This window comes from Duganella sp. CF402, from assembly GCF_900109645.1.
Lineage (GTDB): Bacteria > Pseudomonadota > Gammaproteobacteria > Burkholderiales > Burkholderiaceae_D > Rugamonas.
In genome coordinates, this window is the sequence record NZ_FOBG01000001.1 from 1,913,473 (window position 1) to 1,931,139 (window position 17,667).

A 17,667-nucleotide genomic window follows, 5' to 3' on the forward strand; every position below is an offset into this window, starting at 1 on the left:
ACCGGTATTGATCGTGCGTGCCCCTCCCATTTGGGGGATCCCGGCTAGCGCATGGATAGGTGCTAAAATTATCAGATGACTACTGCGCGCGCATCCCTGCTCCTGCAAGCCGCAGCCTTGTGCGGCCTGCTGTGGTGCGCGTCGGCGCCGGCGCAGCAGCCGCCTTCCCAGCTGCAGGAACAATACACCCACACCGCATGGAGTGCGCTCGATAACGCGCCGGTCGACATCCTCAACATCGCCCAGACCAGCGACGGCTGGTTATGGCTGGCCGCCGGCACCGGTTTGTACCGCTTCGACGGCCGCCGCTACGAACGCATGGACAGCGTCGAAGGCCATGCTCTGCTCTCCTCCAACGTGCGCACCTTGTACGCACCGCCCGAAGGCGGCCTGTGGGTCGGCTACCGCATGGGCGGCGGCATCAGCTACTTCCACAACCATCAGGCGCGCCACTACGCGGCCGGGGATGGGCTGCCGGCCGGCGCCATCACCAGCATCGTGCGCGCGCCGGACGGCGTGCTGTGGGTGGCGGCGCGCGACGGCCTGGCGCGGCTGGACGGCGAACGCTTTGTCACGGTCGGCGCGGAAGCTGGCCTGCCGCAGCGGCGCGCGCGCCAGGTGCTGTTCGACCGCAGCGGACGGCAATGGGTGGCCATGCAAGGCGGCGCCTACAGCCGCGCCGACCAGCAAGCGCCGTTCCGCCCCGCCTGGCCGCAGGGTGACTTCAGCAGCCTGTCGCTGGCGCCGGACGGCACGGTGTGGGCCTCCGACGCCGACAACTACTACCGCATGCTGCCCAGCGCACCGGCGGGCGACGCCACCGCCCGGCCCGAGCTTGGCGGCAGCAATATGCATTACGACCGCGATGGCAACCTATGGCTGTTCCGCGCCGGCGGGCTGGAACGGCGCAGCGCCAGCGACGCCGAAAGCGGCGAGACGGCGCAGCAGCAAAACCTGAACGGCGGCCTGCCGCAAAGCTTTTTCCAGGACCGCGAAGGCAACGTATGGATCGGCACCTCGGCCGGCCTGAATCGCTTCCGCCGCAACCGCCTCCTGACGCTGCCGCTGCAAGCGATCTTCAATCATCCGGCCATCGCACCGGCGGCCGGCGGCGGCGTCTGGGCCGGAGACCGCAACGGCGCGCTGCATGCGCTGGGCGTCGGCGGCGAGCGGCGCAGCGTGCTGTCCGGGCGCATCTCGGCTTTGTACCGCGATCCCGACGGCGTGCTCTGGGCCGGCAACAGCGAAGAAGTGTGGAGCGTGAACGGCGCCCCGGGCGGCCGCGTCGAGCGCTATCCGCTGCCGCCGGAAGCGCGCAGCTACGAGGTGCAGGCCATGAGCCGCGCCGCGCAAGGCGGCTTGTGGGTCTCAGTGGTGCGCGAAGGCCTGTACCTGCTCAAGGGCGGCCAGTGGCGGCGCCAGGCTATCCCGCCGCTGGCCATGCCCGGCATGGCCGACCAGTTCCCCACCAGCCTGGCCGATGGCGGCGATGATGTGCTGTGGGCCGGCTACATCCGCAACCACATCGTGCGCCTGGCTGGCGGCATGGCCACGGTATACGGCATCGAGCGAGGCGTTGAACTGGGCAACGTGCTGACCATGCACCGCGCCGGCGGCCAGCTATGGGCCGGCGGCGAGCGCGGTGTGGCATGGTTCGACGGCGCGCGCTTCGTGCCGCTGCACGGCCGCAACGGTGAGATGTTCCGTGGCGTGTCCGGCATCGCCCGCACCGCGCAGGGCGACCTGTGGCTGTTCGGCACCGAAGGCCTGAGCCGCGTCAGCGCCGACCAACTGGCGCATGCGCTGAAGGAACCCGGCTACGAAGTGGACTACGAACGCTTCGACGCCCACGACGGGCTGCTCGGCGCGGCCTCGCAGCTGCGCCCCATGCCGTCGCTGGTGCTGGGCGACGACGGCCTGCTGTGGATGGCCACCGCCAACCGCATCAACTGGATCGACCCGTCGCGCATCGTGCGCAACCCGGTGCCGCCGGCGGTGCTGGTGCAGGGCCTGGCCATCGGCGAGCAGCGCTACAGCGCCCTGCCCGGCCTCAAGCTGCCGGAATCGACCACCAGCCTGCGGCTCGACTACACGGCCCTGAGCCTGAGCGTGCCGGAGCGGGTGCGCTTCCGCTATCGCCTCGATGGCGTCGACCGCGACTGGCAAGACCCCGGCACGCGCCGCCAGGCCTTCTACACCAACCTGGCGCCCGGCGACTACCGCTTCCGCGTGATGGCCGCCAACGAGGACGGCGTGTGGAATCCGCAGGAAGCCGAACTGGCGTTCAGCATCCCGCCCACCTTTATGGAAACCGCGTGGTTCAAGCTACTGTGCGCGCTGGCGGCCGGCCTGCTGCTGTGGGTCGCCTATCGCCTGCGCCTGCAGCACGTCACGCGCCAGCTGCGCCGCCGGCTGGAAGATCGCGCCGAGGAACGCGAACGCATCGCCCGCACGCTGCATGACACCTTCCTGCAAAGCGTGCAAGGCCTGATGCTGCGCGTGCAGACGCTGCTCAAGCGCCTGCCGCCGGACAGCGAAGCCTATCTGCTGGTGGAGAAAATCCTCAACCAGGCCGACGGCGTTCTCGCCGAAGGCCGCAACCAGGTCAACGGCCTGCGCGCCGTCACCGCGTGGCAGCATGACTTGCCGCGTTTGTTCAGCGAACTGGGACAACAGCTACGCGAAGAACACGCGGCCGATTTCGCGCTGATCGTCACCGGCCAGCTGACCGCCCTGAACGAACCGGCCGGGGAACATCTTTACCACATCGGCCGCGAAGCGCTGCTCAACGCCTTCCGCCACGCGGGCGCCTGCCGCATCGAGCTGGAACTGGGCTACGCGCAGGAGCACATCACGCTGCAGGTGCGCGACGACGGCGCCGGCATACCGGAAGATGTGCTGGCGGCCGGCGAGCTGCCCGGCCACTGGGGCCTGACCGGCATGCGCGAACGCGCGCTGCAAATCGACGCCACGCTGGAGTTCTGGTGCCGCCCCGGCCTGGGGACGGTGATGGAATTGCGGGCGCCGGCGGCAACGGTGTACCAGCGCCGGCGCGGCGCGCTGCGGCGCTGGCTGGCGCGCGAAGCCGCTTGAATTCTTACTGAATCACGCCGCAGGCATGCAGGTCGAGGATGCCGCGTTCGATCGCCATCGTCACCGCATGGGTGCGGTCGCTGGCATTGAGCTTGGCGAGGATGCTCTTCATGTGCACCTTGACCGTTTCTTCCGAAATCGCCAGATGCATGCCGATGCGCTTATTGCTCTGGCCTCCGGCCACCAGCTGCAGCACTTCCACTTCGCGCTTGCTCAGCGCTCCCTCGTGCCAATGCTCGGCGATGCCGCTAGCCACCGCCGCCGGAATGCTGCGCCGTCCCTCGTGCACGCAGCGGATGGTCGCCAGCAGCTCCTTGCGCAGCATGCTTTTCAACAGATAACCGGTGGCGCCGGCGGTAATGGCGCGCTGCGCCAGCACGTCGCCTTCGTAGGTGGTCAGCACCACGATGCGGGCGTTGGGGAATTCCTTGCGAATGGCGATGGTGGCGTCGATGCCGTTCATTTCAGGCATCTGGATGTCCATCAGTGTGACGTCTGGCTGCAAGCGACGGTAGGCCTCGACCGCCTGCACGCCGTTGGTGGCTTCTTCCACCAGCAGCATATCGGCTTCGTCGGCGATTACGCTGGCTATGCCCTCGCGGAACATGGGGTGATCATCCACACTCAGGATGGTTATAGGCGGCGCGTTCATATCTCAAGCATGACATAAACGCAAGCGTTTGCCTATACCTCCATCTAGGTAGGGGCTACCTCCCGGATCGGGGCGTGGCAAAGCGGATTGGAAACCTTATCCTTCTGTTCATGCGGGGATTCAGTTCCAGTTTTCCGCGCGGTGGCGCGGGTGCCGGCCTCTTGATACTGAGGGTAGCCGTGGGATTGCAGCTGATGATCGAAAGCGGCTGCGGCGGCGTCACGCCCTGGTGGCTGGCGTTGCTGGAACTGGTGCTGGCACTGGCCTTGGCAGTGGGCGTATTGACGCCGGTGGCGGCACTGGTCAGCGCCGTTTTTTATGCAGCCTGCCTGCTGCATGCCGACTGGCCGCATGCCGCCGCGCTGATGATCGCGACCATGACGCCGATCGCGCTGGTGCTGCTGGGCGCTGGCGCCTATTCCGTGGACGCGCGCCTGTTCGGGCGGCGCCGGCTGGTGCTGCCGCCCGACCCGATGGACAGCAATTGATTTGAGTTTTTATATTGAGGAGAGTGACATGCAAGACGAGCAAGTGAGCGTCAGGATCGCCCATGCGGACCCCATCGTCAGCGCCGGCCTGGCCGCGCTGCTGGGCGCACACAGCGACATGGAAATCACCGGCGCCGAGCAGGCCGACGTGATCATCTTCGATCATCGCGGCGGCCTGGAACACATGCGCCGCTGCGCCAACGCGCCGCACAACGACGCCCAGCCGCGCGTGCTGATCGTCACCCAGCTGGAACGCGAATGGGAAGTGCGCACCGCCATGATGGCCGGCGTGCACGGCTACCTGCTGCAAAACGCCGGGTCGGAACAGCTGCTGACCGCCGTGCGCTCGCTGAGCCGGGGCATGCGCTACCTGAGCGCGGAGTTGAGCCGCTGCGTGGCCGACAGCTTCACCCGCATCGGCCTGACCAGCCGCGAGACCGACGTGCTGCAACTGCTGGCGCAAGGCCAGTGCAACAAATCGATCGCGCGCGAGCTGGGCATCGGCGTCGGCACCGTCAAGACCCACGTCAAAGGCCTTTTTGACAAGCTTGGCGCAACGGCACGCACCCACGCCGTGGTGCTGGCCACGCGGCGCGGATTAGTCGGCGACTCGTATCTCAATCAGCCACATTGATTCAGCCGCATTGATGTAAAATCGCGGGATGCACGCAACAGCCATCAACCACAGCAAGCCACATCGCCAGACGCGTTATCAACGCGTCATGATGTTCTTCGTGCTGCTGTTCCTGGCCTTGCAACTGCTGGGCGCGAACTCGCACAGCCACGCCTACACCGACCACGAACCTGATTGCGCCGCCTGCTCGGTGGTGCACCTGCCGGCCGGCGGCGTGCCACCGGCGACGTTGTCGGTGGCTGCGCCGGCGCCGCAAGCCGGCCTCGCGCTGGTCGCACCGCAAGCCGTGGCGCCACTGCCGCAGACCCATTACCTCCTCCCACCATCTCAAGCGCCGCCCGGCGTTGCTGTTTCCTCCATCTGAATTTAGTTCGCTATCCGCCTGGGTAGCGTCGTACCTGCACATTCAAGGATTTAACATGCAACTCCGTACCATGCCGCTGCTGATCGCAGCCATTTTCTGCACTCACGCCCGCGCCGAAGACGATGCGGTGATCCCGCAAGTCGAAGTGACCGCCGCGCACATGAAAAATGCGCGCATCGATTTATCGCCCAACGTGGGCACCACCATCTACAGCATCGACAAGCACATGGTCGACCAGCTGGGCCAGGGCGACAACACGCCCTTCAATGAAGTGCTGCTGCGCCTTCCCGGCGTGAGCCAGGATTCGAAAGGCTCCGGCTCCATCCACGTGCGCGACGACCACGGCAACGTGCAGTACCGCGTCAACGGCGTGCAGCTGCCGGAATCGATCAGCGGCTTCGGCCAGTCGATCGACACCCGCTTCGTCGAATCGACCGATTTCATTACCGGCGCGCTGCCGGCGCAATTCGGCCTGCGCACCTCCGGCATCGTCGATATCCAGACCAAGGAAGGCCAGCCGAATAACGGCGGCCGCATCGGCGTACTGGTGGGCAGCCATGATCACGTCGAGCCGAGCGCGGAATTCTTCGGCACGCAAGGCGCGTTCAACTACTACCTGTCCGGCAGCTATGTGACCAACAAGCTCGGTGTCGAAAATCCGCTGCCGAGCACCAGCGCGCTGCACGACCACACGCAGCAAGCCAAATCGTTCGGCACCCTGTCCTACTTCCTCGACGACGACACCCGCCTCGGTCTGATGTTCGGCACCTACAACGGCCGCTTCCAGATTCCGAACAATCCGGACCAGCAGCCGGCCTACACCATCGCCAACACGCCGGATTCGGCGCAACTGGACCAGCGCCAGCGCGAACTGAATCGCTTCCTGGTGCTGTCGCTGCAAAAAAGCGTGGGCGACCTGAATTACCAGCTGTCCGGCTTCCACCAGTATTCGGAGCTGCACTACACGCCCGATCCGGTGGGCGACCTGGCTTACACCGGCGTGGCCTCCAATACGCTGCGCTCCAACTCGGCCAACGGCCTGCAGTTCGACGCCAGCTACAAGCTGAATGACACCCACACCCTCCGCGCCGGCCTGGCCTACACCCGCCAGACCACGCACAGCGACAACAGCGTCGGCGTGTTCGACCTGAATGACGACGGCACGCAAGCCAGCACCACGCCGCGCACCATCATCGACAACGGCAGCAAGACCGGCAAGCTGTCCAGCGTCTACCTGCAGGACGAATGGCATATCGGCGCGCCGCTGACCATCAACTACGGCGTGCGTTTCGATAAAGTGTCGGCCTACGTCGACGAGCAGCAATGGAGCCCGCGCGTCAACGTGGCCTACCAACTGGCCAAGGGTACGGCGCTGCACGCCGGCTATTCGCGCTACTTCACCCCGCCGCCGCAGGAACTTGCGGCACAGTCCAGCATCGATAAATACGCCGGCTCCTCGAACGCGCCGGAAGTGGCGGTATCGGATAACGTGAAATCCGAGCGCACACACTACTTCGACGTCGGCGCCAGCCACCAGATCAGCGACGCGCTGACCGTGACGGTGGACGCCTACTACAAAAAGATCCGCAACATGCTGGATGAAGGCCAGTTCGGCCAGGCGCTGATCCTGTCCCCGTTTAACTATGACCGTGGCTACGCCAAGGGACTTGAGCTGTCCGCCGTCTACAACCAGAAGAACTGGGGCGGCTTCCTGAATGTGACCACGCAAAAGGCCGAAGGCAGCAACATCATCTCCGGCCAGTCGCTGTTCGCACCCGACGAACTGGCCTACATCGCCAGCCACTACATCCACGTCGACCACGACCAGACCGTGACGCTATCGGGCGGCGCCCACTACCATTGGGGCGACTCGCAAGTCAGCGGCGACTTCCTGTATGGCAGCGGCTTGCGCATGACGCCGGACGACGCCGCACCGAACTCCGGCCACCTGCCGCACTACACCACCGTCAACCTGGCGCTGACGCACACGTGGAAAGCGACGCCGGTGGGCACGGTCGAGGGCCGCCTCGCCCTGATCAACGCCTTCGACAAGTCCTACCTGCTGCGCGACGGCTCCGGCGTGGGCGTGGGCGCGCCGCAGTACGGCGAGCGCCGCTCCCTGTACGCAGGGCTGTCGACCAGCTTCTAAATTTGATTAGGAGTCCTTGCTAATTCAAAATAGCTGTATATAATGCGAAGCATGGACACCAAATCTAAAAAGCCGTGGCACGATACGCCTGATGTTTCAGCGCGCATCGTCACCTCTATCGGACGCATCGCCAGTGTGATGCGCTCCGGTATGTGGGAGTTTGCCACGGCCGAAAATCTGAATCCTACCCAGGCCGAGATGCTGCAACTGCTGCAGGGTCGCAAGCAAGGGGTGCGCTTGTCGTGGTTGGCGTCGCAGTTGTCGATCAGTGCGGCCAGCGCCAGTGATTCGGTATCGGCCTTGGTGTCCAAGGGTTTGCTGTACAAGGCGCGCGCAGAAGATGACGGCCGCGCCACTGCACTCTTCCTCACCCCGGAAGGTGCGGTGATGGCGGCCCGTATCGGTAGCGCCCTGGATTTTGCCGACCAAGCTGCGGCCGCCCTGCCTGCGTCACAACAGGCGGAGCTGCTTACCGGCTTGTTCAAACTGATCGCGCAGTTGCAAAAGACGGATCGCTTCCCCGAGATGCGTGCCTGCCTGTCGTGCCGGTTCTTCGAACCGAATCGCCATCCAGGCAAGCCAGCCCCGCACCACTGTGGTTTGGTGAATGCGCCGCTGTCGGTGCCGCTGTTGCGCATGGATTGCCTTGAACACGAGCCGGCCGATCCGGCAGCCAAGGCGCGTAACTGGAAAGTTTTTGCTTAGTTTTTTAACCGCGTTTTTTTTGCTTAATTTACTTAGGAGTCCTATCATGTCGCGTATAAATCTTATCACTGAAGCCACCGGCGAACGTCAACAACTGCTGGCCCAGATCCACAGCGCGTTCGGCGCCACGCCCAATATGTTCAAAGCCGTAGCCAACTCCACCGCCGCGCTGAAAAGCATGTGGGGCTCGTTCGGCGCGCTGGGTAGTGGAGTCATCAACGCCAAACTCGGCGAACAAATCGCCGTCGCCATCGCCGACCGCAACGATTGCGAATACTGCCTCGCCGCGCACACCGTGCTGGGTCGCAAGGCCGGCGCCACCGCCGAAGAAATGAGCGCCGCGCAAGCCGGCCAATCGGCCGATCCAAAAACCGCCGCCGCCCTGCGCTTCGCCGTCGCCGTGGTCAACAACCGCGCGCAAATCTCGGACGAAGAAGTGAGCAACCTGCGCGAAGTCGGCTACACCGACGAAGAAATCGTCGAGATCCTGGCCCACGTGGCGCTCAACCTGTTCACCAACTACGTCAACGTGGCGTTCAAGGTGCCGGTCGACTTCCCGTCGGTTAAACTGCGCGCCAAATAAGGAGCCGCCATGTTCCCTATCGCCACCGAACTGCGGGTCGCGGAATGGCTGAACACCGCCAAGCCGCTGTCCTTGCGGCAGTTGCGCGGCAAAGTCGTCGCCATCTACGCCTTCCAGATGCTGTGCCCCGGCTGCGTTTCGCACGGCATCCCGCAGGCCAAAAGCATCCGCGCCGTGTTTGATGAGCAGGACGTGGCGGTGCTCGGGCTGCACTCGGTGTTCGAGCACCACGCGGTGATGAACCGCGCCGCGCTGGACGCCTTCGTGCACGAGTACCGCATCGGCTTTCCGGTGGCGATAGACCAGCCGTCCACCGACGGCACGATTCCGCTGACGATGGAGCAGTACCAGCTGCGCGGCACGCCGACGCTGATCCTGATCGATCGCCAGGGACGGCTGCGGCTCAGCCACTTCGGCCGCGCCGAAGACATGCAGGTCGGCGCGCTGATCAGCCAGCTGGTGGCAGAACCCGCGCCGCAGCAGGCCCGGTGCGACGACGACGTCTGCAGCATCCGCTAGCGCTTCCGGATTGCTTATTTTGTAACGTATAATCGGCCATCCTTTATCACGATGGCCGACATATGATCGAACTGGCGCTGGCGTTCTACCTGGTCTTCATCCTGCCCGGCAGGCATCTGTGGCGCAGCATTCGTCCGAATGATGCGCCAAAACGTGAACTCACCGCGCGCTATCTCGAATCGATGCGCGACATCGGCCTGACGCTGCTGGTGCTGTTGGCGATCTGCTGGTGGAACGGCTACAGCGCCGCCGACATGGGCCTCTCCGCCCCCACCGCCGGCGCGCCGCTGTGGTGCCTGGTCGTTGCCGCCGTCGCCATGACCGCGCTGCTCGTCGGCGGCGCCATCCAGACCGCGCGCATGTCGCCCGCCAAAGCCAAGGAAGCACTGGACAAGGGCGCCGATGCCGGCATGCCCGCCAGCGCCGCCGAACTGCGGCTGTTCCTGCCCCTGGCCGTGATGATCGGCGGCGGCTGGGAACTGCTGTATCGCGGCTTCCTGCTGCTGGTGCTCACGCCCTACGTCGGCGGCTGGGGCGCGGTGGCGGTGTCCGGCCTGGCCTACGGCGCGGCGCACGGCTACAAGAACCCCAAACAGTTTGCCCTCAGCGTGGCCTCCGCGCTGCTGTTCGCCACTGGCTATCTCCTTAGCGGCAGCTTGTGGTGGCTGATGGTGATCCACATCGTGCTGCCGCTGAGCGGAGCGGTCAGCATGGTCCAGCTGCGCCAACGCGACTTCAACTAGCTTCATTTGATACGCCAAACCGGCCCGATTGTGTTCGTTCCGCGTCACATGGGCCGGTACTTCTTGAGTATTTGGCATTGTTATAGGCATAATCGATGCGACTTTAATGATCGCGCCGACCTGTGAATCCTATTGTCTTTGCCATTCCTGTCTTCATGGCTTCCATCCTGCTGGAAGTCTGGATCGCCCGCCGCCGGGGCCTGCAAGCCTACGACGCGGCGGACGCTCTCACCAGCCTGCACCTCGGTGTCCTGAGCCAGCTCACCGGCCTATTCGTTAAACTGGCGGCGCTCGGCATCTACGCCGCCGTCTACGAAGAATGGCGCTTCACTAGCTTGCCGATGACTAGCCTGTGGGTCTGGCTCGGCGCACTGCTGGCCTACGATTTCTTCTACTACTGGGCGCACCGCATGGGCCACGAGGTGGCGGTGCTGTGGGCCGCGCACGTGGTGCATCACTCGTCCGAGTTCTACAACCTGTCGACCGCGCTGCGCCAGACTTCCAGCGGCTGGATCTTCGGCTGGATCTTCTACCTGCCGATGGCGCTGGCCGGCGTGCCGCCTATCGTGATGGGCGCGGTGGCGCTGATCGACCTGCTGTACCAGTATTGGGTGCACACAGAAATGGTAGGCCGCCTCGGATGGCTGGACCGCGTATTCGTCACGCCGTCCAACCACCGCGTGCACCACGGCCAGAACGACTACTGCATCGACCGCAATTACGGCGGCATCCTGATCCTGTGGGACCGCCTGTTCGGCACCTTCGCCGATGAACGCGACGACGAGAAAATCATCTACGGCGTGCGCTCGCCGCTGCGCAGCCTCAATCCGCTGTGGGCCAACCTGCATTACTACGCCGACCTGTGGCGCTCCACTGGCGAAGCCAAAGGGCTGCGCAAGAAGCTGCAAGTCTGGCTGGCTCCTCCCGGCGCCTGGACCGGCGAACCGCTGGCCCATTTCGACGGCGCCAAATTCGAACGCTACCGCCCGGCCACGCCGGCGCCGGCCGCCGCTTATGGTGTGCTGCATTTCGCGCTGCTGGCGCCGTGCGTGATGCACCTGATCGCGACCGCCACCTCGCAACCGGCGCCGTCGCTGGTGCTGTACGCGCTGGTGATCGCCGCCAGCACGCTGTCGCTGGGCGGCTTGCTGGAAGGCCGCCGCCTCGGCGCGCGCATCGAGCAGGCGCGCGGCGCGGCGCTGGGCCTGGCCTTCGCGCTGCTGCCGGACTGGTTTGGATACGAAGCACCGTTGTTGTTGCGTGCAACGGTGTTGGTGCTGACGCTGGGCGCCGCTGTATGGTTGGACAAAAACATAAAAACACATCAATGGGAGATATCATGAAAACGCATCGCACCGTCATCGCGGCCAGCCTGGCTGCAGCCTTCTTCATTCCACCGGCGTGGGCCGCCGACGACATCCAGTCGGTGGTGGTGACCGCGCAAGCCCGTAAGCAGCTGGTGCAGGACGTGCCAATGACCATGCAGGTGGTGACGGCCAAGGACATCGCCGCCGTCGGCGCCAAGGATCTGTCGGACCTGAACGGCTACATCCCAGGCCTGGTGGTGGATGCGATTGAGCCTACCCAGCCATCGTTCGGCATCCGTGGCGTGCATGCGGGCGACTTCGGTATCGCCACCGATTCGCCGGTCGGCATCTATGTTGATGGCGTCTACACCGGCAAGACCGGCGGCGCGCTGATGAACTTCATCGACGTGCAGCGCATCGAAGTGGTCAAGGGCCCGCAAGGCACGCTGTTCGGCCGTAACAGCGCGGCCGGTGCGATTTCCATCACCGCCAATGAGCCGGGCAAAGACGTCGACGCCAGCGCCCACGTCAAGCTGGGCCGCTTCGGCCGCGCCGATGCAGATGTGATGCTCAACTTCCCGATCACCGACACTTTCGCCACCCGCCTGGTGGTGGTGCGTTCGGGTAGCGAGGGCTGGGCCGACAACACTGCCACCGGCAAGAAGTCCGGCGGCGACAAGGACTGGGCCACCCGCCTGTCGTTCCGCAAGGACTTCGACGCGGCCAAGCTGGTGTTCTCGTGGGAGCATGAGAACATGGAGCAGTATGGCCGTCCGGCCTTCGGCGTGATCAAGAATCCGGCGCTGCCGCTGGGCGGCTATCGCGGCGTGTACGACGCGGCCTACACCGCCAACTTCGTCAACCCGTTCGATGTCCCGCTGGCCAACGACCAGCAAGGCAGCGAGGGCCGCATGTTCGACGGCGCCACCCTGCGCTTCGAAACGCCGCTGGCCGGCATGACCTTCAACTCGATCACCGCCTACCGTCGCTTCAACACCCACAACCTGACCGACAACGACGGCGGCGACCGCGCCAGCCTGCACCTGACCACCCAGGATGCCAAGAGCGCGCGCAGCTTCCAGCAGGAGTTCAAACTGTCCGGCAAGACCGACCAGCTGGACTGGATCGCAGGCCTGAGCTTCTACCATAACAATGAGCACCAGGATGCCGGCGCCTACATCACCACCGGCACGCTGGACACCCTGAGCCAGTTCCAGGGCGGCGATCCGAATTTCGCCATGCTGTTCGGCGGCCTGGCCGCAGCCGGCCTGCCGGGCATCAGCCCCAACACGCAGTTCAGCTGGGACGAAACCCACTATAGCGACGTGCGCACCAAGTCGGCCTCGATCTACGGCGACACCATCTGGCACCTGACGCCGCAAACCAACGCCACCGTCGGCCTGCGCTACACCAAAGACACCAAGAGCATGCGCTGGCATGTGCCGGGCCGCGTATCGCCGCAGCTGGACGATTTCCTCAACAGCTTCGGCCCACTGGCCGGGCTGGATGCCTCGTCGTTCCCGTCCAACGTGGTGTTTGCCACCGCCGCGCAACTGGCCGCCACGCCGGTCTCGCGCGAGAAGGACTGGACCGACTGGAGCCCGCGCCTGGTGCTCGATCATAAGCTGGACAAGAACACCCTGCTGTTCACGTCCCTGTCGCGCGGCTACCAGGCCGGCGGCTTCAATATCTTCACGCCGCCGAATCCTGCCTCCACCACCAATGCCGGCAAGGATCCGAGCTTCGAGCCGGAGAAGATGACCAACTTCGAAGTCGGCGCCAAGCTGGTGCTGCCGGAGCTGAACGCCACCGTCAATGCCTCGCTGTTCGCCTACAAGTTCAAGAACCTGCAGGATATCCAGCTGTACAGCGTGGGCACCTTCCCGACCTACAACGTGATCTCCAGCGACCAGAAGGCGCACGGCCTTGATGTCGATGGCCGCATTCGCCTGTCGCCGCGCGTGACGCTGTTCGGCGGCTTCGAATACATCAACCAGACCTACACGCGCTACCAGCGCCTGGACGCAGCCGGCAACGTCACGCTGGACTTGGGCGGCCAGCCGGTCGGCACGCCGCGCCTGACCGCGATGGGCGGTGTGAATGCCAACTGGGAGATGGCCGACGGCCGCGCCAGCATCAACTTCCAGGGCACCCACGCCAGCGCCTACCGCTGCAACAGCGACAACGCGGACCTGAGCTGCCTGACTACCGCCAAGCTGAAAACCGGCACCGCCAAGACCAAGTTCGACCTGCGTCTGGGCTGGGACAGCCCAAGCTCGCGCTACGGCGTGGCGCTGATCGTCAACAACGTGTTTGACAAGCGCTACATCGAATCGCTGGGCGGTCAAACGGAACAATACGGTGCGCCGTACGCTTACATCACGCCGCCGCGCGCCATCGGCGTGGAATTCCGGGCTAGCATGTAATGACATCAAAAATCGTACGAACTGCTGCGGCAGTAGTGGTGGTTGCAGCGGTAAGTGCGGCGGCTCTGGCGGTGGTGTTGGCAACCAAGCCGCCGGAGTTGTTGAAGGTCGGCGCCAATTACGGCGCCAAGATCGTGTGCTCCAATGTATTTATCGCCGGGCGCGACGCGCAGGCCGTGCTGGCCGACGATGTGCAGGCGCCCGGCCATCCTGTCCTCAAGCACCTGAGCGTGAAGGTCGACACCGAACGCAAGACGGTGCGCGCGCAGTTCCTTGGCTTTATCGGCGACGGCATGGCGGTCTATCGTCCCGGCACTGGCTGCGCTGCGGTGCCCGACGGCGATGTGGCGCAGGCCGCGCAGCATCAATTCAAACCGATTCCGATCTGGGCGCCCTCGCCCAACGTCGCCTGGCCTACCGGCTCGCAGGCCGAGGCCAATCCGGCGGTGCAAGCCTTGTTGGAACAGGATGCACTGGCGGGACCGGGCGTGCGCGGCATGGCGGTGATTCATCGAGGCCGTCTGATCGCGCAGCGCTACGCCGAAGGCTTCAACGCCGCCACGCCGCTGCTCGGCTGGTCGATGACCAAGACCGTCACCGCAGCACTGGTCGGCATGCAGATCGCGGACGGCAAGCTGTCCCTGGCGCAGAGCGGTTTCTGGCCCGACAAGGCCGACCAGCGTGCGCAAATCACGCTGGCGCAGCTGATGGCCATGAGCAGCGGCTTGCGCTACAACGAAGGCTACGGCGACGTGTCCGATGTCACGCGCATGCTCTACCTCGAACAGGACATGGCGTCGTTCACGGCGGCGCAGCCGCTGGAAGCAACACCGGGCAGCAAGTGGAATTATTCAAGCGGCACCACGGTGCTGCTGTCGCGCATCTGGCAGCGCGCGGCGGGCGGCGGCGTGGATGCGCTGGCGCTGCCGCACAACCGCCTGTTTGCGCCGCTGGGCATGAACAGCGCGGTAATGGAGGCCGACGCGCGCGGCAATCTGGTCGGGTCGAGCTATATGTACGCCAACACGCTGGACTGGGCGCGCTTCGGCCAGTTCCTGCTGCAGGACGGCGTCTGGCAGGGCAAGCGCATTTTGCCGGAAGGTTTTGTGCAAGGCATGCAGCAAGTGGCGCCGGCCTCCGGCGGCCAGTATGGACAAGGACAGGTGTGGCGCTGGGGACCGGGCGGCGACACGCCGGAAGGCCAGGATCCGGACGCGCGTTTCAAGCTCCCCGCCGATACCTATTGGATGGAAGGCCACGACGGCCAAAGCATCGCCATCGTGCCGTCGCAGCAGTTGGTGGTGGTGCGGCTCGGATTGACGCCGCACCGGCTGCTGTACCAGCCGCAAGGCTTGCTGGCTGCGGTGCTGAAGGCGGTGCAACCATGATGGCTGACGTGCCTTACAGCCTGCTGCGCCATCAAGGCCCGATGCTGCTGACCGGCGCACGCGTAGTGGGCCATACGATCTTGAATACGCTGTCGCCGGCATCCAAGCCATCGGCTGATACGCGCATCGCCCCAGTAACGCGCGTGATCGCCGCGCCGCCGCACGACCTGGTGGAACAATACATCGCATGGGCCGGCGCCACGCGCTGCTACGACGGCCTGCTGCCGCCGCACATGGTGTCGCAATGGAGCTTGCCGCTGGTAGGCGAACTGCTGCTGCGCATGCCCTACCGCCTGACCAGCGTCATCAACCAAGGCGTCAGCCTGCGCGTGTGCGGACCGCTGCCACGCGACGTGCCGCTGCACCTGAGCGCCGCCGTCGAGAAAATAGAAGAGACGCCCGGCCGCATCAAGGTGGTGGTGGCAGTGGCCACCGGCACCGCCGAACAGCCCTCGCTGGTGGAAGCCCGGCTGCATATGAGCTTTCTGCTGCCCGGCCCGCGCGCGCCGAAACCGAAACAGGATCGCGGTCCGGAGCCGGACTGGATCACGGCAGGCCTGTGGCACGCCGACGCGCGCGATGGCCTGCGCTTCGCGCTGTTGACCGGCGACTTCAATCCGATACACTGGTGCGCTCCGCTGGCGCGGCGTTCGGTATTTCGCGGCATGGTGCTGCATGGTTTCGGCAGCTTCGTGCGCAGCTACGAAGTGCTGGCGCAGCAAGGCGTGCGCTTCGACGAAATCGACGTCCGCTTCGTCAAGCCGGTGGCCCTGCCCTGCACTGCACTGTCGGTGCAGGTGGCGCCGGAAGCGGCGGCCGACGCGGAAGGCTGGCGCGCGCTGCGCCTGGCCGGCAGCGGCGAAGCCGTACACCTTGCGGGCAGGCTACGATAAAACGCTCCGTTGCGTCACGAACGACGCGCTGCCTTCATCGCCCCTGTGAATTCATATACAATCCATTTTTTTAAAAGCAAATGTGGGCAGGGAGAAGTTATGGCAGATTGGACCGGCGGTTATGTTGCAGATCTCGGCTATACCTTCGGCTACTATCCCGACCTGAACCCGCTCCGCAGCCAGCTCTTGCTCTTGCATGCGCGCCAGGCCATGCCCAAGCTGAGCACCGCCTGCGAGCTGGGTTTCGGACAGGGCGTCAGTGTCAACGTCCATGCTGCTGCCTCCACCACCCGTTGGTACGGTACAGACTTCCACCCCTCGCAGGCCGGATATGCGCAACAGCTGGCATCCAGCTATGCCGACGGCGCCCAGCTTTACGACCAGTCGTTTGCCGAATTCTGCGCGCGCGATGACCTGCCCGATTTCGATTTCATCGCCCTGCATGGCATCTGGAGCTGGATCTCCAACGAGAACCGCGCCATCATCGTCGACTTCGTCCGCCGCAAACTCAAGGTCGGTGGCGTGCTATATATCAGCTACAACACGCTGCCCGGCTGGACGCCGATGGTCCCGGTGCGCAATCTGCTGGTGCAGCATGCGGAAATCATGACGCCATCTGGCGCCGGCGTGGCCAGCAAGGTGGAAAACGCGGTGGCCTTCGCGCGCAAGCTGTGGGCCACCAATCCAGCCTACGCGCGCGCCCATCCGGCGTTAGGCGACAAGCTCAAAACCATCGCCGCGCAGGACCCGCACTACGTCGCGCACGAGTACTTCAACCGCGACTGGATGCCCATGTCGTTTGCCGAGATGGCCGACTGGTTGGACGACGCCAAGCTCGATTTCGCGACCTACGGCAGCGCCATCGAAAATATCACCGAGACGCAATTGACGCCGGAGCAGATTGCACTGCTCAATGAATTACCCGATACCACCTTCCGCCAGACCGTGCGCGATTTCATGGTCAACCAGCAGTTCCGTCGCGACTACTGGATCAAGGGTCCGCGCGAACTGACGCCGCTGGACTGCATGGAGCTGATGCGAGCGCAGCGCGTCGTCCTGTGCATGCAACACGATGAGGTATCGCTTACGCTCGACAGCCCGGTAGGCAAAAGCGCCCTGAATCCTTCCATCTACCGGCCTCTGCTAGAACTGCTGGCGGACTTTCGTCCGCGCACGCTGGGTGAAATCGAGCAGGAACTGGCGCGCCCCGATATCAAGCTTGGACAAATCCACCAGGCGACGACGGTGCTGCTGCATAAAGGCGCGCTGGGACTGGCACAGGACCACGAGACCATCTTCCGCTGCCGCCCACGCACCGATAGCCTGAACCGCCTACTGCTCGAACAGGCGCGCAGCCGTGCGGAGGTCACCTGCCTGGCCAGTCCTGTGTTGGGAGGCGGTTTCCTAATCTCGCAGCTCAACCAACTGCTACTGTTGGCGCGTAACAGCGGCTTGCGCGAGCCGCACGAGTGGGCTGCCTATGTAGATCAACTGCTTAAATCACAGGGCCAGTGCGTGCTGAAAGATGGTGTTGCGCTCAACGATCCAGTCGCCATGCTGCAGTATCTGAACGAGCTGGCCGACGTCTTCAACCGTCGGCAGCTGCCCCTACTGCTCGCGCTCGGCATCGCCTGAACACAAACTGACTGGCCCGCTGATCGGCGTGCGCCGGTTCTAGCGGCATTTGCCGCGCACGACGTACGCAGCACGACAGCATGCAGCA

General features: G+C 64.7%; 15 protein-coding genes. 14 read left to right on the forward strand and 1 reads right to left on the reverse strand.

The window, feature by feature from the left end:
• The first annotated feature begins 75 nt into the window (after nucleotides 1-75).
• Nucleotides 76-3,093: a ligand-binding sensor domain-containing protein gene (locus BMZ70_RS08550; RefSeq protein ID WP_092272392.1), complete on the forward strand. Its 3,018-nt coding sequence runs from the start codon at nucleotides 76-78 to the stop codon at nucleotides 3,091-3,093.
• Nucleotides 3,094-3,097: 4 nt separating this feature from the next.
• On the opposite strand, the gene BMZ70_RS08555 is transcribed toward BMZ70_RS08550, so the two are convergent.
• On the reverse strand, nucleotides 3,098-3,745 hold the full coding sequence (locus BMZ70_RS08555; RefSeq protein ID WP_092272395.1) for a response regulator: 648 nt from the start codon (nucleotides 3,743-3,745) through the stop codon (nucleotides 3,098-3,100).
• Nucleotides 3,746-3,924: 179 nt separating this feature from the next.
• Here BMZ70_RS08555 and BMZ70_RS08560 point away from each other — a divergent pair, with 179 nt between their 5' ends.
• The 13 genes from BMZ70_RS08560 (at nucleotide 3,925) to BMZ70_RS08620 (ending at nucleotide 17,579) form a co-directional block, all read left to right on the forward strand.
• Nucleotides 3,925-4,233 (forward strand): hypothetical protein, encoded by a 309-nt coding sequence (locus tag BMZ70_RS08560; RefSeq protein ID WP_207231518.1) that lies wholly within the window; start codon nucleotides 3,925-3,927, stop codon nucleotides 4,231-4,233.
• Between the two features lie 28 nt (nucleotides 4,234-4,261).
• Nucleotides 4,262-4,867: a LuxR C-terminal-related transcriptional regulator gene (locus BMZ70_RS08565; RefSeq protein WP_092272401.1), complete on the forward strand. Its 606-nt coding sequence runs from the start codon at nucleotides 4,262-4,264 to the stop codon at nucleotides 4,865-4,867.
• 28 nt (nucleotides 4,868-4,895) lie between these two features.
• Entirely contained in the window at nucleotides 4,896-5,231 is a 336-nt protein-coding gene (locus tag BMZ70_RS08570; RefSeq protein ID WP_092272404.1) for a hypothetical protein, read from the forward strand.
• A gap of 55 nt (nucleotides 5,232-5,286) precedes the next feature.
• Nucleotides 5,287-7,380 (forward strand): TonB-dependent receptor, encoded by a 2,094-nt coding sequence (locus BMZ70_RS08575; protein ID WP_092272407.1) that lies wholly within the window; start codon nucleotides 5,287-5,289, stop codon nucleotides 7,378-7,380.
• A gap of 51 nt (nucleotides 7,381-7,431) precedes the next feature.
• A complete protein-coding gene (locus BMZ70_RS08580; RefSeq protein WP_092272410.1) occupies nucleotides 7,432-8,085 on the forward strand; it encodes a MarR family transcriptional regulator in 654 nt (217 codons plus the stop codon).
• 46 nt (nucleotides 8,086-8,131) lie between these two features.
• On the forward strand, nucleotides 8,132-8,668 hold the full coding sequence (locus BMZ70_RS08585) for a carboxymuconolactone decarboxylase family protein (RefSeq protein ID WP_092272413.1): 537 nt from the start codon (nucleotides 8,132-8,134) through the stop codon (nucleotides 8,666-8,668).
• Between the two features lie 9 nt (nucleotides 8,669-8,677).
• Nucleotides 8,678-9,187: a redoxin domain-containing protein gene (locus tag BMZ70_RS08590; protein WP_092272416.1), complete on the forward strand. Its 510-nt coding sequence runs from the start codon at nucleotides 8,678-8,680 to the stop codon at nucleotides 9,185-9,187.
• 62 nt (nucleotides 9,188-9,249) lie between these two features.
• Nucleotides 9,250-9,930, forward strand: a complete 681-nt coding sequence (locus BMZ70_RS08595; protein WP_092272418.1) for a CPBP family intramembrane glutamic endopeptidase — start codon at nucleotides 9,250-9,252, stop codon at nucleotides 9,928-9,930.
• Nucleotides 9,931-10,052: 122 nt separating this feature from the next.
• Nucleotides 10,053-11,273 (forward strand): sterol desaturase family protein, encoded by a 1,221-nt coding sequence (locus tag BMZ70_RS08600; RefSeq protein ID WP_229205345.1) that lies wholly within the window; start codon nucleotides 10,053-10,055, stop codon nucleotides 11,271-11,273.
• On the forward strand, nucleotides 11,270-13,663 hold the full coding sequence (locus tag BMZ70_RS08605; protein WP_092272424.1) for a TonB-dependent receptor: 2,394 nt from the start codon (nucleotides 11,270-11,272) through the stop codon (nucleotides 13,661-13,663). Before BMZ70_RS08600 ends, BMZ70_RS08605 begins: the two co-directional genes overlap by 4 nt.
• Entirely contained in the window at nucleotides 13,663-15,051 is a 1,389-nt protein-coding gene (locus BMZ70_RS08610; protein ID WP_092272428.1) for a serine hydrolase domain-containing protein, read from the forward strand. Before BMZ70_RS08605 ends, BMZ70_RS08610 begins: the two co-directional genes overlap by 1 nt.
• Nucleotides 15,048-15,944: a MaoC/PaaZ C-terminal domain-containing protein gene (locus BMZ70_RS08615; protein WP_092272431.1), complete on the forward strand. Its 897-nt coding sequence runs from the start codon at nucleotides 15,048-15,050 to the stop codon at nucleotides 15,942-15,944. The genes BMZ70_RS08610 and BMZ70_RS08615 overlap by 4 nt, the downstream gene beginning before the upstream one ends.
• 99 nt (nucleotides 15,945-16,043) lie before the next feature.
• Entirely contained in the window at nucleotides 16,044-17,579 is a 1,536-nt protein-coding gene (locus BMZ70_RS08620; protein ID WP_092272435.1) for a class I SAM-dependent methyltransferase, read from the forward strand.
• Nucleotides 17,580-17,667: the final 88 nt, after the last annotated feature.

Bases quoted from the DNA above. Each gene is read 5' to 3' on its own strand.
- BMZ70_RS08570 (WP_092272404.1), top strand. From the start codon at position 4,896: ATGCACGCAACAGCCATCAACCACAGCAAGCCACATCGCCAGACGCGT.
- BMZ70_RS08550 (WP_092272392.1), top strand. From the start codon at position 76: ATGACTACTGCGCGCGCATCCCTGCTCCTGCAAGCCGCAGCCTTGTGC.
- BMZ70_RS08595 (WP_092272418.1), top strand. From the start codon at position 9,250: ATGATCGAACTGGCGCTGGCGTTCTACCTGGTCTTCATCCTGCCCGGC.
- BMZ70_RS08555 (WP_092272395.1), bottom strand. From the start codon at position 3,745: ATGAACGCGCCGCCTATAACCATCCTGAGTGTGGATGATCACCCCATG.
- BMZ70_RS08580 (WP_092272410.1), top strand. From the start codon at position 7,432: ATGGACACCAAATCTAAAAAGCCGTGGCACGATACGCCTGATGTTTCA.
- BMZ70_RS08590 (WP_092272416.1), top strand. From the start codon at position 8,678: ATGTTCCCTATCGCCACCGAACTGCGGGTCGCGGAATGGCTGAACACC.
- BMZ70_RS08620 (WP_092272435.1), top strand. From the start codon at position 16,044: ATGGCAGATTGGACCGGCGGTTATGTTGCAGATCTCGGCTATACCTTC.
- BMZ70_RS08575 (WP_092272407.1), top strand. From the start codon at position 5,287: ATGCAACTCCGTACCATGCCGCTGCTGATCGCAGCCATTTTCTGCACT.
- BMZ70_RS08610 (WP_092272428.1), top strand. From the start codon at position 13,663: ATGACATCAAAAATCGTACGAACTGCTGCGGCAGTAGTGGTGGTTGCA.
- BMZ70_RS08585 (WP_092272413.1), top strand. From the start codon at position 8,132: ATGTCGCGTATAAATCTTATCACTGAAGCCACCGGCGAACGTCAACAA.
- BMZ70_RS08605 (WP_092272424.1), top strand. From the start codon at position 11,270: ATGAAAACGCATCGCACCGTCATCGCGGCCAGCCTGGCTGCAGCCTTC.
- BMZ70_RS08615 (WP_092272431.1), top strand. From the start codon at position 15,048: ATGATGGCTGACGTGCCTTACAGCCTGCTGCGCCATCAAGGCCCGATG.
- BMZ70_RS08565 (WP_092272401.1), top strand. From the start codon at position 4,262: ATGCAAGACGAGCAAGTGAGCGTCAGGATCGCCCATGCGGACCCCATC.